The organism is Rhizobium sp. OAE497 (genome assembly GCF_040546565.1).
Classification (GTDB): domain Bacteria; phylum Pseudomonadota; class Alphaproteobacteria; order Rhizobiales; family Rhizobiaceae; genus Rhizobium.
Genome location: NZ_JBEPOA010000001.1, coordinates 3,871,944 through 3,897,424, shown reverse-complemented (window position 1 = coordinate 3,897,424; position 25,481 = coordinate 3,871,944). Strand labels below are relative to the sequence as shown.

At 62.1% G+C, this 25,481-nt stretch carries 18 protein-coding genes; 7 read left to right on the top strand and 11 right to left on the bottom strand.

What is annotated here, in order from left to right:
• Positions 1-192: 192 nt before the first annotated feature.
• The 6 genes from ABIE40_RS19380 to trxA are packed head-to-tail and all read left to right on the top strand — an operon-like array spanning position 193 to position 12,176.
• Complete coding sequence (locus ABIE40_RS19380; protein ID WP_199628046.1) at positions 193-2,781, top strand: sensor histidine kinase; 2,589 nt, start codon at positions 193-195, stop codon at positions 2,779-2,781.
• On the top strand, positions 2,778-4,295 hold the full coding sequence (gene tsaE, locus ABIE40_RS19375) for a tRNA (adenosine(37)-N6)-threonylcarbamoyltransferase complex ATPase subunit type 1 TsaE (RefSeq protein ID WP_199628045.1): 1,518 nt from the start codon (positions 2,778-2,780) through the stop codon (positions 4,293-4,295). The genes ABIE40_RS19380 and tsaE overlap by 4 nt, the downstream gene beginning before the upstream one ends.
• A 13-nt stretch (positions 4,296-4,308) precedes the next feature.
• Positions 4,309-5,040 carry a nucleotidyltransferase family protein gene (locus ABIE40_RS19370; RefSeq protein WP_025555469.1) on the top strand — a complete coding sequence of 244 codons (732 nt, stop codon included), beginning with the start codon at positions 4,309-4,311 and terminating at the stop codon, positions 5,038-5,040.
• A gap of 3 nt (positions 5,041-5,043) precedes the next feature.
• Complete coding sequence (gene addB, locus ABIE40_RS19365) at positions 5,044-8,238, top strand: double-strand break repair protein AddB (RefSeq protein ID WP_199628044.1); 3,195 nt, start codon at positions 5,044-5,046, stop codon at positions 8,236-8,238.
• On the top strand, positions 8,231-11,779 hold the full coding sequence (gene addA, locus ABIE40_RS19360; RefSeq protein ID WP_199628043.1) for a double-strand break repair helicase AddA: 3,549 nt from the start codon (positions 8,231-8,233) through the stop codon (positions 11,777-11,779). Before addB ends, addA begins: the two co-directional genes overlap by 8 nt.
• Positions 11,780-11,816: 37 nt before the next feature.
• Positions 11,817-12,176 (top strand): thioredoxin, encoded by a 360-nt coding sequence (gene trxA / locus ABIE40_RS19355; RefSeq protein WP_162708728.1) that lies wholly within the window; start codon positions 11,817-11,819, stop codon positions 12,174-12,176.
• A 48-nt stretch (positions 12,177-12,224) separates the two neighbouring features.
• On the opposite strand, the gene ABIE40_RS19350 is transcribed toward trxA, so the two are convergent.
• The 10 genes from ABIE40_RS19350 to ABIE40_RS19305 all read right to left on the bottom strand — a co-directional run bounded on the left by ABIE40_RS19350 (position 12,225) and on the right by ABIE40_RS19305 (position 22,161).
• Positions 12,225-13,577: a bifunctional folylpolyglutamate synthase/dihydrofolate synthase gene (locus ABIE40_RS19350; protein ID WP_199628042.1), complete on the bottom strand. Its 1,353-nt coding sequence runs from the start codon at positions 13,575-13,577 to the stop codon at positions 12,225-12,227.
• A 32-nt stretch (positions 13,578-13,609) separates the two neighbouring features.
• Positions 13,610-14,512: an acetyl-CoA carboxylase, carboxyltransferase subunit beta gene (gene accD, locus ABIE40_RS19345; RefSeq protein ID WP_199628041.1), complete on the bottom strand. Its 903-nt coding sequence runs from the start codon at positions 14,510-14,512 to the stop codon at positions 13,610-13,612.
• Positions 14,513-14,551: 39 nt separating this feature from the next.
• A complete protein-coding gene (trpA, locus tag ABIE40_RS19340) occupies positions 14,552-15,391 on the bottom strand; it encodes a tryptophan synthase subunit alpha (protein ID WP_130282937.1) in 840 nt (279 codons plus the stop codon).
• Positions 15,392-15,394: 3 nt separating this feature from the next.
• The gene (trpB, locus tag ABIE40_RS19335) at positions 15,395-16,615 is read right to left on the bottom strand and encodes a tryptophan synthase subunit beta (RefSeq protein ID WP_112718014.1); all 1,221 of its coding nucleotides are present in this window, start codon (positions 16,613-16,615) and stop codon (positions 15,395-15,397) included.
• A 2-nt stretch (positions 16,616-16,617) separates the two neighbouring features.
• Positions 16,618-17,286 carry a phosphoribosylanthranilate isomerase gene (locus ABIE40_RS19330; RefSeq protein WP_199628040.1) on the bottom strand — a complete coding sequence of 223 codons (669 nt, stop codon included), beginning with the start codon at positions 17,284-17,286 and terminating at the stop codon, positions 16,618-16,620.
• 75 nt (positions 17,287-17,361) lie between these two features.
• Entirely contained in the window at positions 17,362-18,126 is a 765-nt protein-coding gene (locus ABIE40_RS19325) for a M48 family metallopeptidase (RefSeq protein ID WP_199628039.1), read from the bottom strand.
• Positions 18,127-18,214: 88 nt separating this feature from the next.
• Positions 18,215-18,649 carry a DUF2852 domain-containing protein gene (locus ABIE40_RS19320; RefSeq protein ID WP_199628038.1) on the bottom strand — a complete coding sequence of 145 codons (435 nt, stop codon included), beginning with the start codon at positions 18,647-18,649 and terminating at the stop codon, positions 18,215-18,217.
• Between the two features lie 144 nt (positions 18,650-18,793).
• Positions 18,794-20,065 (bottom strand): polyhydroxyalkanoate depolymerase, encoded by a 1,272-nt coding sequence (locus ABIE40_RS19315; protein WP_112718022.1) that lies wholly within the window; start codon positions 20,063-20,065, stop codon positions 18,794-18,796.
• Positions 20,066-20,268: 203 nt separating this feature from the next.
• The gene (locus ABIE40_RS19310; protein WP_199628037.1) at positions 20,269-21,111 is read right to left on the bottom strand and encodes a fumarylacetoacetate hydrolase family protein; all 843 of its coding nucleotides are present in this window, start codon (positions 21,109-21,111) and stop codon (positions 20,269-20,271) included.
• 96 nt (positions 21,112-21,207) lie between these two features.
• Complete coding sequence (locus ABIE40_RS19305) at positions 21,208-22,161, bottom strand: glutathione S-transferase family protein (protein WP_354541057.1); 954 nt, start codon at positions 22,159-22,161, stop codon at positions 21,208-21,210.
• Positions 22,162-22,329: 168 nt separating this feature from the next.
• On the opposite strand from ABIE40_RS19305, the gene ABIE40_RS19300 reads away from it, so the two are divergent.
• Entirely contained in the window at positions 22,330-22,923 is a 594-nt protein-coding gene (locus ABIE40_RS19300; RefSeq protein ID WP_199628035.1) for a nitroreductase family protein, read from the top strand.
• Positions 22,924-22,992: 69 nt separating this feature from the next.
• Here the strand turns inward: ABIE40_RS19300 and gyrB are convergent, their stop codons facing one another.
• Positions 22,993-25,425 carry a DNA topoisomerase (ATP-hydrolyzing) subunit B gene (gene gyrB, locus ABIE40_RS19295; protein ID WP_112718028.1) on the bottom strand — a complete coding sequence of 811 codons (2,433 nt, stop codon included), beginning with the start codon at positions 25,423-25,425 and terminating at the stop codon, positions 22,993-22,995.
• Between the last annotated feature and the right edge of the window lie 56 nt (positions 25,426-25,481).

The following is a 25,481-nucleotide window of genomic DNA, read 5'->3' as shown; positions in this document are numbered from 1 at the left end:
ACTATCCACAACATCTTGATGGGCGCCGCATTGACATTTGCGGCGCCCTTATTTTTTACCTCCTACCTTCCCGCTGAATCCCATCCGAAGTATTGTTTTAGAACTCGATTCGTGGCCCGGACTCGTCCGTTTGCCCGAAAATGGGATGTCTTGTCGTGATGCGGCACATTGAAAGACGGAGACAGACCGGGGATGCCGGAAGAAGAAAAAAGCCTGCCGGGACAGGTGGATGACGGCGTTCGGCCGGAAGCCTACCTGAGAGCGGCAGCACAAAACGATAAACTTGCGGCGGCCGGGCGGGTCGTGAAGCAAGGAAGGGGATCGCTGATGCGACTGGCGCAGATCTGCGCCGGCGGTACTGCGATTTCTACGCTCGCACGCCCGGTGATGGCTCAGGTCGAGTCCGAAGCGGCGGCATCGGCCCATCTCTTCACCTCGTCTCAGGTCGTCGGCGTTTCCGTCGTCATCGGCGTGATTTCGGCAGCCCTGCTCTCGACACTGTGGTCAGTGCGCCAGCGCGGCAATATCGAGACCGAAAGCCGCGAGATGCGTACGGCTCTGTCCGATGCGCAGCAGCGAATTTCCCAGTACCAGGCGCTGATCGCCGACAAGAACCGCCGCATCGTCATCTGGGACGGCAATGAGCGGCCCGAACTGCTGGGCCAGCTGCCGGCCGAAACCGGCGCGCCGCAGGACAATGAATTCCTGGCATTCGGCCTATGGCTGAAGCCACGCTCGGCCTCGGAACTCGACCGCGCCATCGACCGGCTGCGCGAAGCGGCGCAGAGCTTCGATATGGTCGTCGAGACCAATCGCGATGAGATCCTCGAAGCGCAGGGCCGGGTTTCCGGCGGCCGCGCCTTCGTACGCTTCGTTGCGCTCAACAATCTGCGCGCCGAGCTTGCCGAACTGAAGATCGAGCGCGACCGGCTGATGTCGTCGATCTCGGCCTTCCAGAACCTGCTCGACGCGATCGACTTGCCGGCATGGCAGCGCGATACCGATGGCCGCCTGACCTGGGTGAACCAGGCCTATGGCGATGCCGTCGAGGCGACCACGCCGCAGCAGGCGATCAACGAGAGCCGCGAAATCCTGACGACCGTCGCCCGCGAGCGCATCCGCGCCACAGCAACGCCGGAATCGCCGTTCCATGACAAGATTTCCACCGTCGTCCACGGCAATCGGACCTTCTTCGACGTCGTCGACGTCAAGGTGCCGAGCGGCTCTGCCGGTATCGCGGTCGATGTTTCTGATGCGGAAGCCGTCCGTGCCGAGCTTGAGCGGACACTGAAGAGCCATGCCGAAACGCTCGACCATCTGGCGACACCTGTTGCGATCTTCGACGGCGACCAGCGGCTGCAGTTCTATAACCAGGCTTTCGTGACCCTCTGGGAACTCGATATCGCCTTCCTCGAGCGCAAGCCTGACAATGCCGAGCTGCTGGAACGTCTGCGGGTGGCCAAGAAGCTGCCCGACCAGCTGAACTGGAAAAGCTGGAAGGATACGGCGCTGGCCGTCTATCGCTCGCTGGACACCAAATCCGATGTCTGGCATTTGCCGAACGGCCAGACGCTGCGCGTCTTCGCGACTGCACATCCGCAGGGCGGCGCAACCTGGGTATTCGAAAACCTGACCGAACAGGTCGATCTCGAAACCCGCTACAACACGCTGGTGAAGGTTCAGGGCGAGACCATCGACCACCTCTCCGAGGGTGTCGCGGTGTTCGGCGCCGACGGCAGGGTTCGTCTTGCAAATCCGGCCTTCCGTGTGCTCTGGGGCATCACCGAAGCCGAAGCCAAGCCCGGCACGCATATCCGCGCCGTGGGCGAGGCCTGCGCCCAATCCTATGACCGGCCGGATGGCTGGAAGACCTTTGCCGAGCTGATCACCAGCTTCGACGACGAGCGCCGGTCGAGCCAGGGTACGCTTGAGCTTTTCTCCGGCCTGGTTCTAGACTATGCCGTCATTCCGCTGCCGAACGCGCAGACCATGCTGACCTTCGTCAACATGACGGATGCGGTGCGCGCCGAGCGGGCGCTGACGGAAAAGAACGAAGCGCTGCGCAAGGCCGACGAGCTGAAGAACGATTTTGTCCAGCACGTTTCCTACGAGCTGCGCTCGCCGCTGACCAACATCATCGGCTTTACCGACCTGCTGCGCACGCCGGGCGTCGGCCCGTTGAACGACCGGCAGGCCGAGTATATCGATCATATCGCCACCTCGTCGTCGGTGCTGCTGACGCTGGTGAACGACATTCTCGATCTGGCGACCGTCGATGCCGGCATCATGCGGCTGAACTATTCCGAGATCGATCTCAGCGACCTGCTGGACGACGTTTCGATGCAGATCGCCGACCGGCTGCAGGAAAGCGGCGTAACGCTCGAAATCACCGCTCCGGCGCAGCTCGGCACGATCGTTGCCGATCCGCAGCGCCTCAAGCAGATCCTGCTGAAGCTCTTGTCGAATGCGGCGAACTTCTCGCCGGAGGGCGCGGCGATCGCGCTCGAATGCCATCGCGAAGGCACGGATTTCGTCTTCTCGGTCGCCGACCGCGGCCCCGGCATCTCGCAGGAGATGATTGCAACCGTCTTCGACCGCTTTGCCACGGGCGCGAAAAGCGGCAAGCGCGGCGGAGCCGGCCTTGGCCTCTCGATCGTCGACAGCTTCGTCAGCCTGCATAACGGCAAGGTCACGATCGACAGCAAGCCGGGCCGCGGCACCACGGTCGTTTGCCGGATTCCATCGGTGAACTTGCCGCGCGCCATCGCAGCAGCCGAATGACGGCCAGAGACACGCCAATCGCCCTGTTCCTGGCAGACGAAGCGGCAACGATCCGCCTCAGCGAAGATCTGGCGCTCGCCCTGAAAGCCGGCGACTGCCTGACGCTCTCAGGCGATCTCGGCGCCGGAAAATCATCGCTGGCGCGAGCGCTGATCCGCGCGATTGCCGATGATCCGGGCCTTGAGGTACCGAGCCCCACCTTCACGCTGGTTCAGTCCTACGACATCAGAATTCCCGTCTCGCATTTCGATCTCTATCGTCTCGCCGACGGATCGGAGCTGGAAGAGCTCGGCTTCGACGAAGCGCTGCAAAACGGTATCTGTCTCGTCGAATGGCCGGAAATGGCGCAGCACGAGATGCCTGAGGATCGCATCGTCCTGGCGCTCGAGCACGAGGGCCAGGGACGCCGCGTGACGATCACGGCACCGGAAAAGAAAGCAGAGCGGATTGAGCGCGTGCTGGCGATCCGCACGTTTCTTGGTGGTCTCGGCTATGAGACGGCCAGCCGCCGGTTCCTGACCGGCGATGCATCGCTGCGCGCCTATGAAGCCGTCTATCCGGCCACCGGCGGCAGGAAAATCCTGATGGACTGGCCGCCGCTCCCCGAAGGGCCTCCAGTTCTGGACGGCAAACCCTATCCGAAAGTCGCGCATCTCGCCGAAAACGCCTATCCCTTCGTCGCCATTGCCGATGCGCTGCGCGAGCGCGGCTTTGCGACGCCCGAAATTTACGGCGTCGATTATCCGCAGGGTATCCTGCTGATCGAGGATCTCGGCACCGAAGGCGTTCTCGATGGCGCCGGTCTGCCGATTGCCGAGCGTTACCGCGAAAGCGTCGCCTGCCTGGCACAGCTTCATGGCATGCAGATCCCGCAGGACATTCCAGCCGGCAAGGACCACATCCATCACATTCCGGATTTCGACCGGACGGCCATGAAGATGGAAGCGCGCCTGCTGCTCGACTGGCATCTGCCATGGAAGCGGGACGGCGCTGCCGCCACCGAAGCCGAGCGCGACGAGTATCTGGCGATCTGGGACGCGCTGATCGATCAGCTGGCGGAGGCAGAAAAGAACCTCCTGCTTCGCGACTTCCACTCGCCCAACATCATCTGGCGCGGCGAAAAGCAGGGTGTGCAAAAGATCGGTCTCATCGATTTCCAGGACGCGATGATCGGGCCGACATCCTACGATCTCGCCTCGATCGCCCAAGACGCCCGCGTCACCATCGAACCACCGCTGTTCCGCGAGCTGATGGACGGCTATCTAGACATCCGCCGCAGCCAGGGCGGCTTCGACGAGGCTTCCTTCCTGAAAAGCTGGGCGATCATGTCGGCGCAACGCAATTGCAAGCTTGCGGGATTGTGGGTGCGTCTGCTGCAGCGCGACGGAAAACCGGGCTATCTCAAGCACATGCCGCGCACGCTCGTCTATCTCCGCGTTGCCTTGGAGCACGAGGCGCTTGCCCCCTTGCGCGAATGGTGCGCAAGGGCTGGAATAGTCACCAGCGAATCATAAGTTCCGGACCAGAATGACGATCAAACAAGCCATGGTACTGGCGGCGGGTCTCGGCACCCGCATGCGCCCGATCACCGACACGATGCCCAAGCCGCTGGTGAAGATCGGCGGCAAGCCGATGATCGATTATTCGCTGGATGCGCTGAAGCAGGCCGGCGTAGAAGTTGCTGCAGTCAACGTCCATCATTTCGCCGATCAGATGGAAACCCACCTCAAGACCTATAGCGGTCTCGATGTGCTGATATCGGACGAGCGCGAGGCGCTGCTGAACAATGGCGGCGGCATAGTCAAAGGCCTGACATTGCTGGGCCGCGACACGATCTTCGTGATGAATGCCGACCTTTTCTGGATCGGCGAGAAGCCGGGCGAACCAAGCAACCTGGATCGCTTAGCCGGATTCTTCGATCCTGAGCGTATGGATATGGCCATGCTCTGCGTGCGCATCGAAGACACGACGGGCCATAACGGCGTCAACGATTTCTCTATTGGCCCGGATGGACGGCTGACGCGCTATCGCGACGATCAATCCAATCCCGTGGTCTATGCCGGCGCCTTCGCCATGAAGCCCGAGTTTCTGGACGATGCTCCGCGCGATCCGTTCAACATCAACATCTATTTCGACAAGGCGATCAGCCGCGGGCGCCTCTATGGCATGATGATGGACGGCCATTGGCTGACCGTCGGCACGCCCGAAGCCGTCGGCGAGGCGGAGGAGACGATCCGGCGATTCCGGACGTTTGCCTGAGCGATGAGCGAGCGCCACCAGCCGCGAATCCTGACGATCCCTGCCGGTGTGCCCTTTCTGAAGACACTCGCGGAGACGCTCTGCGATGGGCGGTTAACACCGCATTTCCGGCACGACCCGGCCGATCCGCTATCGTTGTCGAAGGTGACGATCTACCTGCCGACGCGGCGTGCCGCGCGCGTCCTGCGATCAGAATTCGTCGATCTGCTCGGCGGCCGCTCGGCCATTCTCCCGGTCATCCGGCCGCTCGGGGAGACCGACGATGACAGCGGCTATTTCGACGAGGCGCTGCCCGCGACGCTCGATCTGGCGCAACCGCTGTCCAACACGGCCCGCCTCCTCGAACTTGCCCGGCTGATCCTTGCCTGGCGCAACAAGCTGCCGGAGATCGTTCGCCACATCCATTCGGATTCGCCGCTGGTGGCCCCGGCAAGCCCGGCCGATGCCATCTGGCTGGCGCGCAATCTGGCGGAGCTGATCGATTCGATCGAGACCGAGGATCGCGACTGGAGCGAGCTCGCCAAGCTCGATGCCGCCGACCATGCGCTCTGGTGGCAGCTGACGGCGGAATTCCTACAGATCGCCAGCGCTTTCTGGCCGGAGCGGCTGGCCGAGCTCGGACGCTCTTCGCCGGCGCGCCACCGCAATGCGATCCTGCGCGCCGAGGCCAACCGGCTCGCAACCTCGCATCCTGCCGGGCCGATCATTATCGCCGGTTCGACCGGTTCCGTGCCAGCGACGGCCGACCTGATCGCCGCCGTAGCCGATCTGCTCGAAGGCGTTATCGTGCTGCCCGGCCTCGATCTTTCCATGCCGGACGAGCATTGGCGGATGGTCGCGCCGGAGCCGATCTCCGGACGGCCCGTCAATCCGGCGAGCCGCAGCCATTCGCAATATGGCCTTTCTCATCTCCTGAAGCGGCTCAAGCTGACACGCAATGATGTCACGCCGATCGTCGAAGCGGAGCCGGCGCTGCGGCAGCGTGCGGAGGTCCTCTCGCGAGCCCTCGCACCGGCGGAAGCGACCAGCGGTTGGGGCGAATGGAAGAGCGAGCTGCCCGGCGATGCCATTGCATCCGGCTTTGCCGACGTGGCGCTGATCGAAGCTGCAAACGAGCGTGAGGAAGCGACCGCGATCGCCATTGCTCTGCGCCTTGCCCTTGAGGAGCCCGGTCGAAACGGCGAAAGCCAGGCGGCGCTGATCACGCCAGACCGCAACCTCGCCCGGCGCGTCATGTCCGAGCTGGCGCGTTTCGGCATCCTCGCCGACGACTCCGCCGGTACACCGCTGGCGGCGATGCCGCAGGGCACGTTCCTGCAGCTCGTCCTTGAGGCGACCCTGCGGCCGGGTGATCCCGTCGCGCTCGTCGCCCTGCTGAAACACCCACTGAGCCATTTCGGCCTCGACAAGGCAGCGCTCACCGGTGCCGTGGAGGCGCTTGAGCTGCTGGCATTGCGCGGCGGCGTGGCGGATGTCGATATCGCGACGCTAAACGCCCTTCTGGAGCGGCAGCTCTTCGAACAGCGCGACGACCGGCATGCGCCGCACTGGCGCAAGGCGCTGCCCGCCGATGCCATCGATCAGGCGCGCGATCTCGCCACACGGATCACCAGTGCCACGGAGCCTTTGGTTTCAACGCTGGTCAGACGCGGTGGCGATGGGCGCGGGCTGACTGCCAAGTTCACACTTTCCGAATGGGCGGAACGCACCGGCCGTGCGCTGGAAGCGGTGGCCCGCGATGCCCGCGGCGATCTCTCCAGTCTCTGGAGCGGTGAAGCCGGTGACGCGCTGGCCGGGCTGCTTGCCGAGGTGATGGAAACAGAGGGTCAACTGGAAGCCGACGGTCCGCAATGGATCGATATCATCGCGGCGCTTTCGGCGGGCCAGGCGGCGAAACCCCGGGCGCTCACCCATCCGCGCGTCTTTATCTTCGGTACGCTCGAAGCCCGCCTCCAGAATGTCGATACGCTGATCCTCGGCGGCCTGAACGAGGGCTCTTGGCCGGGCCAGACGGCCAATAATCCCTTCATCTCGCGGATGATGAAGACGGAGATCGGCCTGGAGCCGCCGGAGCGGCGCATCGGCCAGCTCGCCCATGACTTTGAGATGGCGAACGGCACCCGGAAGCTGATCTATTCGCGTGCGCTGCGCCAGGGCTCGACGCCGACGGTCGCCTCACGTTGGCTGCAGCGGCTGCTGGCACTTGGTGGCTCGGACTTTGAAGCAAGCTTGAGAGGGCGCGGCGAAAAATACGTGCATTGGGTCAATCTACTCGACGAAGGCAACCCGCAGGCGCCGGCGCAACGTCCCTCCCCGATTCCGCCGGCCGAGCTGCAGCCGAAATCCTATTCCTTCAGCGAAGTCGGCCGTCTGCGCCGTGATCCCTATGCGATCTATGCCCGACGCATCCTGCGTCTCGATCCCGTCGATCCCTTCAATCGCGATCCGGGCGCGGCCGAGCGCGGTACGCTCTATCACGCGATCATCGACCGCTTCGTCCGCGAGGGACATATTGCCGGAACGCTTGAGGGCGAATCGGCAATGGAGCGCATCCTGACCGAGCTTTTCGACATGGAGGAGTTGCCGGCCCATATCGATGCCGTCTGGCGCCCACGCTTCCGCGAGGTCGCCCGTGCCTTTCTGGATTGGGAAGCCGAGCGCCGCCCGGCGATCCGCCGGACCTTTACCGAAGTTCGCGGCAGCGTCGAGCTCGATACCGTCAATATCCGGCTGACCGGGGTGGCAGACCGCATCGATCTGACCGGGCCGAAGGCCGCTGATATCATCGACTACAAGACGGGTTACAACCCCTCTCCTGCCCAGGCACGAACCCTGCTCGATCCGCAGCTGGCGCTTGAAGCGGCAGCCTTGAGCGCGGGTGCCTTCCGGGATGCCGGAAGTCTCGTACCGCAGGATCTCCTTTACGTGCGGCTACGGCCCGGCAGCCGGTTCCGTGCCGATACCGTCAACAACGAGAATTCGGCACGCAGCGACAAGGCCAAATCGGCGCTCGACCTTGCAGAAGAGTCGATCGACCAGCTGATCAAGTTCGTGTCGTTGCTGCAATCCGGCGAGCGCGGCTTTACCTCGCGGCTCATTCCCGCCCAGCAGTTCGATTTCGGTGGGGACTACGACCATCTGGCCCGCGTTTCCGAATGGTCGACGGCAGAAGAAGAGGAGGCCGGCGGTGATGAATGACGTGACGGCCCTTCCCGAGAGTGACGATCCCGGCACCTGGATCAGCTGGACGACGATCCAGCAGGCGATCGCCTCCGATCCCCAACGCTCGGCCTGGGTGTCGGCCAATGCCGGATCCGGCAAGACCCATGTTCTGACGCAGCGCGTCATCCGTCTGCTGCTCGCGGGCGCCCGGCCCTCGGCCATCCTCTGCCTCACCTATACGAAGGCTGCAGCCTCCGAAATGTCGAACCGCGTCTTTGCGCGGCTGGCCGACTGGGCCGTCCTGTCGGATGAGGAGCTCAGCAAGCGGATTGGCCAGATCGAAGGCGAAATGCCTGACAGGGTGAAGCTTGCCGAAGCGCGACGGCTGTTTGCCAAGGCGCTGGAAACGCCAGGTGGATTGAAGATCCAGACGATCCACGCCTTCTGCGAAGCGCTGCTGCACCAGTTTCCGCTGGAAGCCAATGTCGCCGGACATTTCTCGGTGCTCGACGATCGGGCTGCGGCAACGCTGCTCGCGGATGCCCGGCGCTCGCTTCTGACAGCAACGGCGCCGGAAGAGGATGCGGCGCTCGCCGAAGCCTTCGCCTATGTTCTCAATCTTGGCGACGAAAGCGGGCTGGAAGCGCTGCTCGAAGAGATCGTTGCCAATCGAAACGCGATCCGCCGCTTCACGGCCGTTGCCGAAGCGGAGGGCGGCATCGCCATGGCCCTGCGCAAAAGCCTAAAGCTTTCGCCGACGGAGACCGAGGCCGACATCGCCGGCCAATATTGGCCGCTGCCTGAACTCTCCGGCCTGATGCTCGACCTCTACATGTCGCTTGCGGCGCAGAAGGGTGGCGCCAAGGCACAGGAAGTCGCCTACGGGCTTCGCCAGGCATCGAACGAACGCAATGCGGCCAAGCGCGCCGAGCTGCTGGAGAAGATCTTCCTGACGGTGAAAGGTGAACCGAAGTCGGATTCGCAATTCACCGTGAAGGCGATGCTCGCGGATGCGCCGGAACTGACGGCAGCGATCGCCGCGGCGCGCGACCATGTCGTTGCCTGCCGCGACCGGCTGAAGATCATGCGGATGTTTACCGCGACGCATGCCGCGCTGGTTCTCGCCGAACGGCTGAACCGCGACTACGAAGACCTGAAGAAGCAGCGCAGCCATCTCGACTTCGAGGATCTGATCACCCGTACCGCCGATCTCCTGACGAAGAGCGGTGTTGGCCCCTGGATCCATTACAAGCTCGATCAGGGCATCGATCATATCCTCGTCGACGAGGCGCAGGATACCAGCCCGATCCAGTGGAGCGTCATCCAGTCGCTGGCGGAAGACTTCTTCTCCGGCGAAAGCGCCCGGCCGGTGGTGCGCACGCTGTTTGCTGTCGGCGACGAGAAGCAGTCGATCTATTCGTTCCAGGGCGCCCGGCCGGAGCGCTTCTCCGAAGAGAGCAAGCGAACGCAGCGCAAGGTACAGGCGAGCGGCCAGCAGTTCACGCCGGTGCGCTTGCCGCTCTCCTTCCGCTCGACATCGGATGTGCTGGCTGCCGTCGACCACGTGTTCCTGCCGCCGGAGAACGCCAGGGGGCTGAGCGCCGAGGGCGAGCCGGTCATTCACCGCTCGAGCCGCATCGGCCATCCGGGCGCTGTCGATCTCTGGGAGATGGTCGCGCCCGAGGCGGTCATCAAGGACGAAGACTGGACGGCCCCCTTCGATGCGACGCCGGAAAGCGCGCCGCCGGCGATCCTTGCCCGGCGCATGGCCCATACGATCGAGAAGCTCGTGGGACGCGAAACGATCGTCGAAAAGGGCAACGAGCGACTGATCGAGGCCGGCGACATCCTGGTTCTGGTGCGCAAGCGCGACAGCTTCGTCAATGCGCTGACCCGGGCGCTGAAGCGCCGAAACAATATTCCGGTGGCCGGTGCCGACCGTCTGCGCCTGACGAGCCATATCGCCGTGCAGGATCTTCTTGCGCTCGGCCGCTTCCTGCTTCTGCCGCAGGATGACCTCTCGCTGGCTGCGGTACTGAAAAGCCCGCTCTTCGATCTGTCTGAGGATCAGGTCTTTGCTCTGGCTGCGCTACGCGGCGAGCATCAGAGCGTCTGGAGCCATCTGCAAAGCTTCGGTGCCGACGGTCACGAGGCCTATGCGGGAGCGGAAAAGCGGCTGAAGCTGTTTCTCGACCAGTCGCGATCGCTTTCGGTTCACGATTTCTACGCCCGGGTGCTTGGCGTACATGGCGGACGCCGGCAGTTCCTTGCCCGGCTCGGCACCGAGGTCAGCGACATCCTGGACGAGTTCCTGACCTTTGCGCTCGATCACGAGAGTTCCGGCTTGCCCGGCCTGCAATCCTTCATCTCGACGCTGGAACTCGAGGCACCGGAGGTCAAGCGCGAGCAGGACAAGGGCCGCAACGAAGTGCGGATCATGACCGTGCATGCCTCGAAGGGCCTGGAAGCGCCGATCGTGTTCCTCGTCGATAGCGGCGGCAAGGCCTTTACCCACACGCATATCCCGAAGCTGCGGCTGCTTGAGATGGGCAATAGCGAGCCGATGCCGGTCTGGGTGCCGGTCAGCGATCTTGCCAATTCGCGGACGCAGACCGATGCCGCGCGCATCCAGACGCTGGCGGAAGAGGAATATCGCCGGCTGCTCTATGTGGCGATGACGCGTGCGGCCGACCGGCTGGTCGTCTGCGGCTATCGCGGCGTGCGCGCCAACGCCGAGACTTGGCACGCAATGATCTCCGCCGCCATGAGCGACAGCCATCCGTATGTGACGGCGGTGGAATTTGACGGGCCGGATGGTAGCTGGCCCGGCGTGACGTGGCGCGTACCGCAGGTCGAGCGCAGCTTCGAACGGGCCGAGCCGCGGGCGGAGATGCAGGACAAGCATGAGCTGCCCGCAGCGATGCTCCGGCCGCTGCCACCGCAAAGACAGCTGCCGCGGCCACTCAGCCCATCGGGCGCCGGAACGATCATCGATGAAGAGGCGGACGATCTGCTGGTCGCTTCGCCGCTTTTCAGCGAGCCGCCGCGATCCGACCGGTCGCTGGAGAAAGGCCGCCTGATCCACCGCATGCTGCAGATGCTCCCCGATATTCCGGCAGCGGAACGCACCTCTGCGGCCGAACGCTATGTTGGCAGGACAGCGCGGCATTGGCCTCAGAGCGAACGGGACCGGCTTGTCGATTCGGTTCTGAAACTATTGACGGAGCAGAGCCTGCAGCCGGTCTTTTCGGCGCATGCACAGCCGGAAGTCTCGATCATGGGGACGCTGACGCTTGAGGACAAGCAGTATGCGGTTTCCGGCCGGATCGACAGATTGGCCGTGCTCGACGACCGCATTGTTATTCTGGATTACAAGACGAACCGGGTGCCGCCACAGACGGAAGAGGCCGTTCCCTATGCGCACAAGGCGCAGCTTGCGATCTATCGCGAGATCCTGGCGCCGCTTTATCCCGGCAAGCCGGTCGAATGCGTGCTGGTCTATACCGAGAACGCAGCCGTTCACCGGCTGAGCGAGCGCACCCTAGAATTGGCGCTTGCGGGACTCAAGACAAAGTGAAATACCGGTCATTGAAATTATGACACCGCACCATCACATGTGGGTCAACAGCAAATTCCCCGCAAAGGAGCAGCCTATGGCTACCGTGAAAGTCGATATCAATAACTTCCAGTCGGAAGTTCTGGAATCCGCAGAGCCCGTCGTTGTCGATTTCTGGGCTGAGTGGTGCGGCCCGTGCAAGATGATCGCCCCGAGCCTCGAGGAAATCTCGACCGAGCTCGCCGGCAAGGTGAAGGTCGCCAAGCTCAACATCGACGAAAACCCGGAACTGGCTGCCCAGTTCGGCGTTCGCTCGATCCCGACGCTCGCAATCTTCAAGGCTGGCGAAGTCGCTGACATCAAGGTCGGCGCCGCTCCGAAGACGGCCCTGTCGAACTGGATTTCCAGCGCCGCCTAATGCGCGTTGATATCTTAAAGAAAAAGCCCGGTTTCGACCGGGCTTTTTTCATTTCGGCGGTGTGCCGTTGTCCGAGAGCACGTCGCCTACGAGGTAGAGCGACCCGCCGACCAGAATGCGCGGCGGCGGCTTTGCCGGATCGAGGATTTCCTTGATCGCATCCAGCGCTTCGCCGACCGTCGACATCGGCTCGGCAACCAGCCCCGCATCGTAGGCCGCGTTGGCGAGAATGACCGGATCGATCATCGCATCGCTACCGCGGATCGGGACGCAGAAGACCTTCTCCGCCAATCCCGCAAATGCCTTGAAATAACCGACCGGATCCTTGGTGTTGATCATGCCGGTGATCAGATAAAGCGGCCGCGGCTGCTTTTCCTCGAAATTCGCCATAGCCTCGGCAATCACTTCGCCGGCACCGGGATTATGCCCGCCATCAATCCAGATTTCAGCACCAGCGGGCGCATTCGCCATCAGGCGGCCATCGGTCAACCGCTGCAGGCGGCCGGCCCACTCGACGCTTCCCAGTGCCTTTTCCATCATCGCTTCCGTGACGACGAAGCCCGCAGCCTTGACGGCGCGGATGGCGGCGGCGGCATTGGCATATTGATGGCGGCCGGGAAGCCTCGGCAGTGGCAGATCGGCAAGACCGAACTCGTCCTGATAGACGAGGCGGCCGTATTCTTCATGGGCCATGAAATCCTGACCGTAGACGGCGGTCGGACAATGCAGCCGCTCGGCAGTCGACATCAGCACTTCGAGGGCGGCATCATAGGGCTGCTGGCCGATCACGACGGGATGCTTCGGCTTCATGATGCCTGCCTTTTCGGCGGCGATCAGCTCGACGCGATCCCCGAGGTAGGGCTGGTGATCGAGCGAGATCGGCATGATGACCGAGACAGCCGGATCGGAGATGACGTTGGTCGCATCGAAGCGGCCGCCGAGGCCGACTTCGATGACCGCGGCATCGGCCGGATGCTCTGAAAAGAGCAGGAAGGTGACGGCGGTCAGGATTTCGAAAACGGTGATCTTCTGGCCGGCATTGGCTTCGGCGACGCGGCGCACGGCATCGGCAAAGACGGCGTCTTCGACGAGCTCGCCGCGGCCGCCCTTGACGCCCATGCGGTAGCGCTCGTGCCAGTTCACCAGATGCGGAGAGGTATGGACGTGGACGCTATAGCCGCCCGCTTCAAGCAGGGCACGGCAGAAGGCCGTCACCGATCCCTTGCCGTTGGTGCCGGCAACGTGGATAACCCGCGCGAGCTTGTCCTGCGGGTTTCCGAGAATTTCGAGCAGGCGGGTGATCCGCTCCAGCGAAAGATCGAAGCCCTTGGGATGCAATTCCAAGAGCTTGTCGATTTCCTGTGCTGCCTCGCTCACGACGGTCTGACCCCTAGGTATCATTCGGCCCTCCGCTGAGGCAGGTTCTGGATCGATCAGGCGCTCGCTGCCAGGGCGACCGCGCTGCCATTGGTTGCAACGGTGTTTGCCGGCTTCTTGGTCAAGATCTTCAGGACGCGCGCCAGCGTATCCGGGATATCGTGGCGCTTCACGACCATGTCGACCATGCCGTGTTCCAGCAGGTATTCCGAGGTCTGGAAGCCTTCCGGCAGCTTTTCGCGGATCGTCTGTTCGATGACGCGCTTGCCTGCAAAGCAGATTTCAGCGCCCGGCTCTGCCAGATGCATATCGCCGAGCATGGCGTAAGAAGCCGTGACGCCGCCCGTTGTCGGGTTGGTGAGAACGACGATATAGGGCTGGCCTGCTTCCTTCAGCATGTCGACGGCAACGGTCGTGCGCGGCAGCTGCATCAGCGAGAGAATGCCTTCCTGCATGCGGGCGCCGCCCGAAGCCGGGAACATGACAAGCGGGCACTTCTCCGAAATGGCGCGCTCGAATGCCTTGACGATCGCCTCACCGGCCGCAATGCCGAGCGAGCCGCCCATGAAGTTGAACTCGTGAACGACGGCAACGAGCTTCAGACCGCGCACCTTACCGACGCCGGCGACGATCGTGTCTTCCTGCTCGGTCTTCAGGCGGCTGTCGCGCAGACGGTCGGTGTATTTCTTGGAATCGCGGAACTTCAGCGGGTCCTGCGCCACCTTCGGCTGGACCAGCGCTTCATATTCGGCGTTGTCGAACAGGTCGGCCAGGCGTGCCTTTGCCGGCATCTTCATGTGATAGCCGGAGGCAGGAATGACCCACTTGTTGTCTTCCAGATCCTTGTGGAAGACCATCTCGCCCGTTTCCGGGCACTTGATCCAGAGATTTTCCGGAACTTCACGGCGGCCCAGCATGGAATTGATCCGCGGGCGGACGTAATTGGTGATCCAGTTCAAATCAAAAACTCCTGATTGACTACAGCCAATGTGGGGACACTATTCGGCAGCAACAAGGCGCGCCGAACGCGTTCCGGATGAAAGACCGCGGACGAGCGTGGCAACGGCCTGAACCGTATCAGCTGTCGCTTTTCCGTCCTTGGTCAAGCTTGTGGCCACCTGATTGACGATGGCGGTGCCGACGACGACGCCATCAGCCGAGCCGCCGATGACCTTCGCATGGTCGGCCGTCTTGACGCCGAAGCCGACGCATACAGGCAGGTCGGTGTGCTGCTTGATGCGCTTCACGGCACCCGAGACCAGCGACGGATCGGGCAGAGCCGAGCCGGTGATGCCGTTCATCGAGACATAATAGACGAAGCCCGAAGTGTTCTTCAGAACGGCCGGCAGGCGCTTCTCATCCGTCGTCGGCGTTGCCAGGCGGATGAAGTTGATGCCCTTGCGGATTGCCGGAATGCAGAGCTCGTCGTCCATTTCCGGCGGCAGATCGACGACGATCAGGCCGTCGATGCCGGCGGCGAGTGCATCATCGAGAAACTTCTCGACGCCGTAGATGTAGATCGGGTTGTAGTAACCCATCATGACGATCGGCGTCGCGTCATCGGACTTGCGGAAGTCGGCAGCGAGCTGCAGCGTCTTCTTGAGCGTCTGACCGCCCTTCAGCGCGCGCTGGCCTGCAAGCTGGATCGCCGGGCCATCGGCCATCGGATCCGAGAAGGGCATGCCGAGCTCAATGATATCGGAACCGGCTTCCGGCAGCGCCTTCATGATGCCGAGCGAGGTTTCGTAGTCCGGATCACCGCCCATGAAATAGGTGACGAGCGCCGGGCGGCCCTCAGCCTTCAGGTCGGCAAAGCGTTTGTCCATACGAGCAGTCATGACTTAAGCACCCATTCCGAGAATCTTGCCGACAGTGAAGATGTCCTTGTCGCCGCGGCCGGAGAGGTTCATCAGGATGATCTCGTCCTTGCCCATCTTCGGCGCGCGCTTGATGACTTCAGCCAGCGCATGCGACGGCTCGAGCGCCGGAATGATGCCTTCGAGGCGCGTCAGCGTCTGGAAAGCTTCGAGCGCTTCGTGGTCCATGATCGGCACGTATTCGACGCGGCCGATATCGTTCAGGTAGGAATGCTCCGGGCCGATGCCGGGATAGTCGAGGCCCGCCGAAATCGAATGGCCTTCCTTGATCTGGCCATCGCCGTCCTGCAGTAGATAGGTGCGGTTTCCATGCAGAACGCCGGGCGAACCGGCGGTGATCGAAGCGCAATGCTCATCGCCCTGCAAGCCCTTACCGCCGGCTTCGACGCCGACGATCTTGACGCTTTGGTCATCGAGGAACGGATGGAAGATGCCGATCGCATTCGAACCACCGCCGACGGCGGCAACGACGAGATCCGGCAGACGTCCTTCGGCCTCGAGCATCTGCTGCTTGGCTTCGGTGCCGATGACGGCCTGGAAATCGCGAACCATTTCCGGATAGGGATGCGGACCGGCAGCGGTACCGATCAGGTAGTAGGTGTCTTCGACATTGGTGACCCAGTCACGCAGCGCCTCGTTCATGGCGTCTTTCAGCGTGCCGTGGCCAGCTGTCACCGGCTTCACTTCGGCGCCGAGGAGCTTCATGCGAAAGACGTTCGGCGCCTGACGCTCGACGTCGGTGGCACCCATGTAGACGACGCAGGGAAGGCCGAAGCGGGCGGCAACAGTTGCCGAGGCAACGCCGTGCTGGCCAGCGCCGGTTTCGGCGATGATGCGGGTCTTGCCCATGCGCTTGGCCAGCAGAATCTGGCCAATGCAGTTGTTGATCTTGTGCGAGCCGGTGTGGTTCAGCTCTTCGCGCTTGAAATAGATCTTCGCGCCGCCGAGTTCAGCCGTCAGGCGTTCGGCGAAGTAGAGCGGGCTCGGGCGGCCGATATAGTGCGTGCCGAGATGCTTCAGTTCCGCCTGAAATTCCGGATCGTTCTTTGCCTTGTCCCACTCAGCCTGCAGGTCGAGGATCAGGGGCATCAGCGTCTCGGCGACGAAACGGCCGCCATAGATGCCGAAACGGCCGTCTTCATCGGGGCCGGAACGGAAGGAATTCGGTTTAGGCGTATCGTTCACTCTCAACTCCCTGAAACGGTTTCAGGCTCACAGGCCTTCTCGACCGCATCGAAAAATCTATCGATCATCACGACGTCCTTGGTACCCGGGGCACTCTCGACACCGGAGGAAACGTCGATACCCGGCGCCTTGGTTATCGCCATGGCTTGGGCAATGTTATCCTTGTTCAGCCCTCCGGAAAGCATGTAATCCACGCTGTCGTCAAGCCAGCTGAGCAGGCTCCAGTCGAAGGAAACGCCGTTACCGCCGGGCAATTCAGAGCCCTTCGGCGGCTTGGCATCGAACAGGAACCGGTCGGCAATGCCGATATAGGCCTCGACGCGCTGCAGATCTTCGGAGGTACGGACAGAGAAGGCCTTCATGACCGGAAGACCGTAAACGGCCTTTATGGTCAAAACGCGTTCCGGGCTTTCATCGCCGTGCAGCTGGATCATATCCGGGCGCAAAAGCGCAACGATTTCATCGAGATCGTCGTTGGTAGGGTTCACCGTGACGGCAACGATCTTGGCCTTGCCACGGGCTGCCTCGGCAAGCCTTCCAGCGACGTCCGGCTCGATGTAACGCGGGCTCTTTTCGAAGAAGATGAAGCCGATATGGGTCGCGCCGCGCGCCAACGCGCGGTCGATCGCCTCGGCAGTCTTGAGGCCGCAGATTTTGATGTCCGGTTTCATGGCAGCGGAGTGACACGAAAAGGCTGCTGAGTCGAGCCAATTTGCGACGAAGGCTTAATTTCCCGCGGTTTCCGCTCAGTCGAAATCGATGGCGTGAAGCAGGCTGCCGTGGCGCTTCAGCCAGCCCTTGGCCTCATCCATATCCGGGCAGAGCTTTTCGCACAGCGCCCAGAACCGTGGCCCGTGGTTCATCTCCTTGAGATGGGCCACTTCATGGGCAGCGAGATAGTCGATGACGGAGGGCGGCGCCATGACGATGCGCCAGGAAAAGCTCAGGTTGCCTTCATAAGAGCAGGATCCCCAGCGGCTGCGGGTATCCTTCATCGAGATGGACTTGATCGGCGCCTTGATCGAGTGGGCGTGGAAATGCGCCAGCCTCTCCAGATCGGCGCGGGCTTCCTTTTTCAGGAAGGTGGCGATCCGCCGGCCGAGATGCTCCGGCATGCCGCTGACCTTGAGGACATGGTAGCCATCGATGATCGCGGTTTCCGTCAGGCCACGCAGGCTGCCTGTATGCCGGATCCGGTGGCGAATGCCGCGGAGAAGAATCTCGCCGCCGTCGCGAAGGCCAGTCTCCGGGGAAAACTTTGCGAGTTTGGTGAGAAGCCAGCCCTGATGCCGGTCCAGGAAAGCGTTGACTTCGCGCTGCGCCAGTCCGCGGGGAACAGTCATCTTCAGCGCCCGGCCGCCGGGCTCGATGCGCAGCGTGATGCGCGTGGCGCGATCATGCTGCTTGATCGTCAGCGGCATCAGCCGGCCCGCCACGTCAAGCGTCCGCGTTTCAGGCGGCGCAGGCTTTCGGGCGGCAGGCCGCCGCGGCTTTGAAAGAAGCGGAAACATAGGGCTTTTCTATACGATTCGCGGCAAATCCGGGCAAAGAAAAACCGGCATCGGAGATGCCGGTTCGATCCTCATTTCCGCGCGCCCGTTACGGCGTCTGGAACTCGGCGACCGGGCCGTTGTCGTCGCGCTTGGCGTTCTTGCGATCGCGCATGAAGCGGTCGAACTCGTCCTGGTCCTTGGCGCGGCGAAGTTCGCGCAGGTAGTTGTCGAACTCCTCGCGCATTTCGTCGAGCTTGCGGCGCTCTTCTTCGATGCGGTCGAGCTCGGCCTTCCGCCAATCGTCAAAAGCGACGTTGCCGGTGGTGAAATGCGGGCGGTAACGGTCACGCGAGCGGCGGCAGCCTGCAAAGAAGCTATCTGCCGTGCTGTTGGCGTCGCGCTTGAAGCCGCGAAGGCGTTCGCCGAAGATGATATAGGCAAGCATGGCCAGGCCCAGGGGCCAGAAGACCACGAAGCCGAGCACCATCAAGGCAATGGTAGCCGGAGTCCAATCCGGGCGGAGCAATGCTGACTGGTTCATCGTGCGGTATCCTCGCTTTCTGCACCCGGCAGAATACCGAATGCTGAAAATCGATGTGGTTACCGCTCCGCGCGCCTTCAAGGCGATTTCCGGCAAAATCGGACAAGGCCTTGAGCGGGCTTAATTAATTCAGCATCCGCTAACTCAGGCGGATTTGCCGCCCTTGATGACGCGCTTGACCGAAGGCTTCGACGAGCGGGAGTGCTCGTTGACGAAGCTGACGATGCGGGGCGCGATCTCGCGGCGGAAGCGGGAGCCGTTGAAGACACCGTAATGGCCGACATCGGGCTGCAGGTAGTGCATGCGCATGTTGTCGGGGATGTTGGTGCAGATCGTCTGGGCGGCCTTGGTTTGGCCGACGCCGGAGATGTCGTCATTCTCGCCTTCGACAGTGAGTAGCGCGACATTGCGGATTGCCGAGGGATCGACGAGCTTGCCGCGATGGACGAGTTCGCCCTTCGGCAGCGCGTGCTTGATGAACACCTGATCAACGGTCTGCAGGTAGAATTCCGCCGTCAGGTCCATGACTGCCAGATATTCGTCGTAGAAATCGCGATGCTTCTCCGGCTCACCGTCGTTCTTCACGAGGTGCATGAAGAATTCCTTGTGCGCAATCACATGCCGGTCGAGATTCATCGACATGAAGCCCGACAGCTGCAGGAAGCCCGGATAAACGGGACGCATGAAACCAGGCTGGGGCCAGGGAACATTCATGATGACGTTATCGGCAAACCATTCCAACGGCTTATCTTTTGCGAGCTTGTTGACGGCCGTCGGGTTGATGCGGGTATCGATCGGACCACCCATCAGAGTCATCGACGCGGGCGACAGCGGATCGTTCGCCTCTTCCATCACCGCAGCGGCCGCGAGAACCGGCACGGAGGGCTGACAGACGGCGATGACATGCGTGTCCGGGCCGAGGAAATGCAGCATCTCGATGACGTAGTCGACGTAATCGTCGAAATCGAAAGTGCCCTCGGTCATCGGCACCATGCGGGCGTCGATCCAGTCGGTGATGTAGATATCGGCGCTCGGCAGCAACGCTTCGACCGTGCCGCGCAGCAGCGTTGCATAGTGGCCCGACATCGGTGCGACGATCAGGATGCGCGGATCGCGATGGGCGGCAGGAAGATTGCGGGAGAAATGCAGAAGATTGCAGAAGGCGCGGGACCAGACGATCTCCTCGCGAACCTTGACCGTCTTGTCGCCTACCACCGTTTCGTTCAGGCCAAATTCCGGCTTGCCGTAGCGGCGAGTGGTGCGCTCGAACATTTCGAGGCTGGCGGCAATCGTTCGGCCGAAGGGGGTCTGGGACCAGGGATTGAGCGGATTGGCATAGGCAAGCCGCATCACATCGGCGGCGGCCCGGAAGGGCGCCATTGCGGCATGGTTCAGTTCATAGAGCTGGTAAAACATCGGATGCGCCACCTTTCTTTACCGGAAAAGACGGCGCCATTGGGGGCAGGCACACACTTCTTTCCATCGTCTCTGCTGGCACTTCAACGCAGATTAACAGGCTTTTGTTGCATAGCAACATAGGTATCCGCACTGCAAAAGAAAATGCCGGGGCATCACATCCCCGGCATCATGATGCTCTTCAATCGTTAAGAGACCGCTGTTCAGCGATCGGCGACGAATGTCTGCTTCTGGGTGCCGAGGCCCTCGATGCCGAGTTCGACGACATCGCCGGCTTTCAGATAGCGCGGCGGCTTCTGGCCCATGCCGACACCAGGAGGCGTGCCGGTCGAGATCACGTCGCCCGGATGCAGCGACATGAACTGGCTGAGATAGGAAACCAGGAAAGCCACTCCGTAGACCATGGTCTTCGAGGAGCCGTCCTGCATCTTCTGGCCGTTGACAGTCAGCCACATGCCGAGGTTCTGCGGATCGGGGATTTCATCCTTGGTGACGAGCCAGGGGCCGATCGGGCCGAAGGTGTCGCAGGACTTGCCCTTGGTCCACTGGCCGGAGCGCTCGGTCTGGAAAGCACGCTCGGAGACGTCGTCGCAGACGCAGTAACCGGCAACATAATCAAGGGCTTCGGCTTCAGAGACGTATTTTGCCGTCTTGCCGATGACAACCGCGAGCTCGACTTCCCAATCGGTCTTTTCAGAACCGCGTGGGATGATGACGTTGTCGTTCGGGCCGACGATCGCCGAGGTGGCTTTCATGAAGATGATCGGCTCCGGAGGAACCGTTGCGCCGGTTTCGGCAGCGTGGTCCGAATAGTTCAGGCCGATGCAGATGAACTTGCCGGTGCCGGCAACGCAGGCGCCGATGCGGCCCGGCGCGAGCTCCGGCAGGCTCTTGGGGTCGAGCGCCGCGATCTTCTTCAGGCCATCCGGCGAAATCGCAGCGCCGCCAATATCCGCGACATGCGCCGAGAGGTCGCGGATCTTGCCATCGGCATCGAGAATTGCAGGCTTTTCGCTGCCGGCTTCGCCAACACGCATCAGTTTCATGGGGTGTCCTCCTCATCGAAAAGCAGTGGGAAGGCACCTATGACCCAGTTGGCCCGGACTGTCATTACGGGTTTTCAGTTAAGCGGTACGGCGCGCTCAAAAAATCTCCGCGAGATCTGGGCCAACAGGGACGATCCGCGTCGGATTGAGCTTCTCGATCGAGTAATAGCCGCGCTTGATATGGTCGATGTTCACGGTCGCCGCGACGCCCGGCCAATCCAGCACGCGACGGCAGAACGCCTTCAAAGCGGGATAATCCGAGACACGGCGCAGATTGCATTTGAAGAGGCCGTGATAGGCGGCATCGAAGCGGACCAGCGTGACGAACAGACGGATGTCGGCTTCGGTCGGGTGATCGGCGAAAAGGAATGATCGTCCTTCAAGCCGCGGGGCGACCCAATCGAGGCAATTGAAGACGTCGGCGAAGGCTTCCTCATAGGCGATCTGCGTCGTCGCGAAGCCGGCGCGATAGACGCCGTTGTTGAGATTTGGGTAAATCCGCCCATTGAACGCATCGATTTCCGCGCGTTTGGCAGCCGGGTAAAGATCGACGTCATTCCTGGCGAGATTGCCGAAACCGCTATTGAGCATGCGCAGGATATCGGCGGATTCGTTGTTGACGATTGTCTGCTTCTGCTTGTCCCAGAGAACGGGAACGGTCGCGCGGCCGGTGAAATCAGGTGCAACTTTCGTATAGATTTCATGCATATAGGTCGCACCATTGACGGTGTCGGCGGTCGCGCCCGGATAGTCACCGAATTGCCAGCCCTGTCGTGACAGCGCCGGTTCGACGACGGAGACGGTGATGACATCCTCAAGCCCTTTGAGAGCCCGGCCCATCAGCGTGCGCGATGCCCAGGGGCAGATATAGGCGACGTAAAGATGGTAACGCCCGGCCTCGGCCTTGGAGCCCGCCTCGCCGGTCGGCCCGGCCGAGCCATCCGGCGTGATCCAGTTGCGGAAACTCGAGGTCTGGCGGACAAAGCCACCCTTCGCATCGGTCGCCTGCACCGGCTGCCAATCTTCGGTCCATTTTCCATTCACCAGCACGGCCATGCCTCCTGATCGTCACGTTGCCGCTTACCTACCGCTTATTCGCGCGCGTGGGAGGCCCAGAATTTTGAAACAGACTGTGCACGCTTCGCTCGGTCTCGCGCTTGCCAAAGGGTGGAGGCCGGAAATATGACGGTAGGCGACAATGGACAGGAGCCCCCACCCATGACCACAAGCAACAGCCGCGAATCCCAATTTCCGATCGATGCCATGTTTCTCGACCGCTGGTCGCCGCGCGCCTTCACCGGCGAAGTCATTAGCGAAGAGCAGCTTCTGACCATCCTCGACGCCGCCCATTGGGCGCCCTCCTCCGCCAACCAGCAGCCCTGGCGCTTCATCTACGCGCTGAAGGGCTCCGAGCATTTCGAGACGCTGCTTGGTTTGCTGGTCGAGGCCAATCAGGAATGGGCGAAGAATGCTTCAGCGTTGCTCTTCGTCGTTTCCCGCGGCTTCAGCGGCGAGTTCTCCGAAGGCAAGAAGAGCTACACGCATTCCTTCGATGCCGGTACGGCCTGGGGCTATTTCGCCATGCAGGCGCGGCTTTCTGGCTTCTATGCCCACGGCATGGGCGGCATCAAGCATGACGAGATCATGAAGACTTTCGAGATCCCGGAAGGCTACCGCGTCGAAGCGGGCATTGCATTCGGTCGTCTCGCAGACAAGAGCGTGCTTTCCGAACGCAACCAGGCGCGTGAATTCCCGAGCCAGCGCAAGCCGCTCTCGGAAGTCGCCTTCAACGGCAAGTTCATCGCCGATTAAATCATTGGCGTAGAAACAAAAAAGGCCGCGCAGCTATCGTTGCGCGGCCTTTTGCTTGTTTGAATTCGATCAGATATCGAGGTTTGCGACGCTCAGCGCGTTGTCCTGGATGAACTCGCGGCGCGGCTCGACCTCATCGCCCATCAGGCGGGCGAAGAGACCATCGGCATCGGTCGCATCGGCGACCTTGACCTGCAGCAGCGAGCGGACGTTCGGATCGAGCGTCGTTTCCCAAAGCTGTTCGGCATTCATTTCGCCAAGACCCTTATAGCGCTGCATCGTCAGGCCCTTTCGGCCGCTGGCGAAGATTGCGTCCAGAAGAGCGCGCGGGCCGGCAATCTCGGTGTCGCCATCACGGCGCGAGAGCTTCGGCGGAACGTCGTAGATTTCCTTGAGGCGCGACGAGATCTGATCGATGTGGCGCGCATCCTGCGAGCCGATCAGTGCCATATCGAGGATAACGACTTCCTTGACGCCGCGGACCATGCGCTCGAGGCGGAGACCGCCTTCGCTCGTCAGGCCACCTTCCCAACCGCGTTCGGTTTCTTCGGCGATGATATCGAGACGCTTGGCTACGTCGGACGCCAGCTGCTCGGCGCGGGCGCGATCGCTGACGGCTTCGGCATTCAGCGCACCGGCAATCGCCGCCTGTTCGACGACGGCGCGGTTGTAGCGGGAATGCAGACCATCGATCAGCGTGCGAAGGCGCAGCGCGTCCGAGATGACTTCGCGCATATCCTGGCCGACGCGAACTTCACCGCTGGCAAGCCTCAAGGCCGCATCTTCGAGGCCTTGGCCAATCAGGTATTCTTCGAGAGCGCCTTCGTTCTTGACGTACTGCACCGACTTGCCGCGTGCCACCTTATAGAGCGGCGGCTGGGCGATGTAGAGATGACCGCGCTCGATCAGCTCCGGCATCTGGCGGAAGAAGAAGGTCAGCAGCAGCGTACGGATGTGGGCGCCGTCGACGTCAGCATCCGTCATGATGATGATCTTGTGGTAGCGCAGCTTTTCGGCGTTGAACTCGTCCTTGCCGATGCCGGTGCCGAGCGCGGTGATCAGCGTGCCGATTTCCGCAGAAGACAGCATCTTGTCGAAGCGGGCACGCTCGACGTTCAGGATCTTGCCTCGCAGCGGCAGGATCGCCTGGTTTTCGCGCGAACGGCCCTGTTTTGCCGAACCGCCTGCCGAGTCACCCTCGACGAGGAAGACTTCGGACTTGGACGGATCGCGCTCGGAGCAATCGGCCAGCTTGCCGGGCAGCGAGGCGATATCGAGGGCGCCCTTGCGGCGGGTCAGCTCACGCGCCTTGCGGGCCGCTTCGCGAGCGGCAGCAGCTTCGACGACCTTGCCGACGAGAACCTTGGATTCAGCCGGATGCTCTTCGAGCCAGATGCTGAGCGCCTCGTTCGAGAGGTTTTCGACAACGGGACGGACTTCCGACGAAACCAGCTTGTCCTTCGTCTGCGACGAGAACTTCGGATCCGGTACCTTTACCGAGAGAACGGCGGTCAGGCCTTCGCGGCAATCGTCGCCGGTCAGCGCGACCTTTTCCTTCTTCAGAATGCCGGAGCTATCGGCATAGCCGGTGACCTGGCGGGTAAGCGCCGCGCGGAAACCGGCAAGATGTGTGCCGCCGTCGCGCTGCGGGATGTTGTTGGTGAAGCAGAGGACATTCTCGTGGTAGCTGTCGTTCCACCACATTGCCACTTCGACCGTGATGCCATCCTTCTCGTTGCGGAAGAAGATCGGTTTTTCGATCAGCGGCTTCTTGGCGCGGTCGAGATAATGCACGAAGGCTTCGAGACCGCCGTCATAGAGCAGCTCTTCCTGCTTGACGTCGGAATGGCGCTTGTCGGTGAGAATGATGCGCACACCCGAGTTAAGGAAGGCCAGCTCGCGCAGGCGATGCTCCAGTGTCGGGTAATCGTATTCGGTCTTGGTGAAGGTCTCGGGGCTTGCGAGGAAAGTCACCTCGGTGCCGGTCTCGTCGCCCGCATCACCCGTCACCGCCAACGGCGCGTCGGCCACGCCATGGGTGAAGCTCATCTCGTGGACCTTGCCCTTCTGGCGGATCTTGAGCTTCAGCTGAACCGAGAGCGCGTTGACAACAGAAACGCCGACGCCGTGCAGACCGCCGGAAACCTTGTAGGAATTCTGGTCGAACTTACCGCCGGCATGGAGCTGGGTCATGATGACTTCGGCAGCCGAAACGCCTTCGTCATGCATGCCGGTCGGGATGCCGCGGCCGTTGTCGGTGACCGTGACCGATCCGTCGGGATTGAGCGTGACGGTGACGAGGTCGGCATGGCCGGCCAGCGCTTCGTCGATCGCGTTGTCGACGACTTCGTAGACCATGTGATGCAGGCCGGAGCCGTCGTCGGTATCGCCGATATACATGCCGGGGCGCTTGCGGACGGCATCGAGGCCCTTCAGGACCTTGATGGAGTCTGCGCCATACTCGGCGGTAACGCCGTTTTCCGTCGCGGGTGTATCGGTCATACTGTCTTTGAATTTCCCTGTTGTAACAGCTGCAATGACCCTTGCGAATCACTGGT

Excerpts from the sequence above, each read along its gene's own strand:
- ABIE40_RS19380 (WP_199628046.1), top strand. The coding sequence starts at position 193 with ATGCCGGAAGAAGAAAAAAGCCTGCCGGGACAGGTGGATGACGGCGTT.
- tsaE (WP_199628045.1), top strand. The coding sequence starts at position 2,778 with ATGACGGCCAGAGACACGCCAATCGCCCTGTTCCTGGCAGACGAAGCG.
- ABIE40_RS19370 (WP_025555469.1), top strand. The coding sequence starts at position 4,309 with ATGACGATCAAACAAGCCATGGTACTGGCGGCGGGTCTCGGCACCCGC.
- addB (WP_199628044.1), top strand. The coding sequence starts at position 5,044 with ATGAGCGAGCGCCACCAGCCGCGAATCCTGACGATCCCTGCCGGTGTG.
- addA (WP_199628043.1), top strand. The coding sequence starts at position 8,231 with ATGAATGACGTGACGGCCCTTCCCGAGAGTGACGATCCCGGCACCTGG.
- trxA (WP_162708728.1), top strand. The coding sequence starts at position 11,817 with ATGTGGGTCAACAGCAAATTCCCCGCAAAGGAGCAGCCTATGGCTACC.
- ABIE40_RS19350 (WP_199628042.1), bottom strand. The coding sequence starts at position 13,577 with ATGATACCTAGGGGTCAGACCGTCGTGAGCGAGGCAGCACAGGAAATC.
- trpA (WP_130282937.1), bottom strand. The coding sequence starts at position 15,391 with ATGACTGCTCGTATGGACAAACGCTTTGCCGACCTGAAGGCTGAGGGC.
- ABIE40_RS19330 (WP_199628040.1), bottom strand. The coding sequence starts at position 17,286 with ATGAAACCGGACATCAAAATCTGCGGCCTCAAGACTGCCGAGGCGATC.
- ABIE40_RS19325 (WP_199628039.1), bottom strand. The coding sequence starts at position 18,126 with ATGTTTCCGCTTCTTTCAAAGCCGCGGCGGCCTGCCGCCCGAAAGCCT.
- ABIE40_RS19320 (WP_199628038.1), bottom strand. The coding sequence starts at position 18,649 with ATGAACCAGTCAGCATTGCTCCGCCCGGATTGGACTCCGGCTACCATT.
- ABIE40_RS19315 (WP_112718022.1), bottom strand. The coding sequence starts at position 20,065 with ATGTTTTACCAGCTCTATGAACTGAACCATGCCGCAATGGCGCCCTTC.
- ABIE40_RS19310 (WP_199628037.1), bottom strand. The coding sequence starts at position 21,111 with ATGAAACTGATGCGTGTTGGCGAAGCCGGCAGCGAAAAGCCTGCAATT.
- ABIE40_RS19300 (WP_199628035.1), top strand. The coding sequence starts at position 22,330 with ATGACCACAAGCAACAGCCGCGAATCCCAATTTCCGATCGATGCCATG.
- gyrB (WP_112718028.1), bottom strand. The coding sequence starts at position 25,425 with ATGACCGATACACCCGCGACGGAAAACGGCGTTACCGCCGAGTATGGC.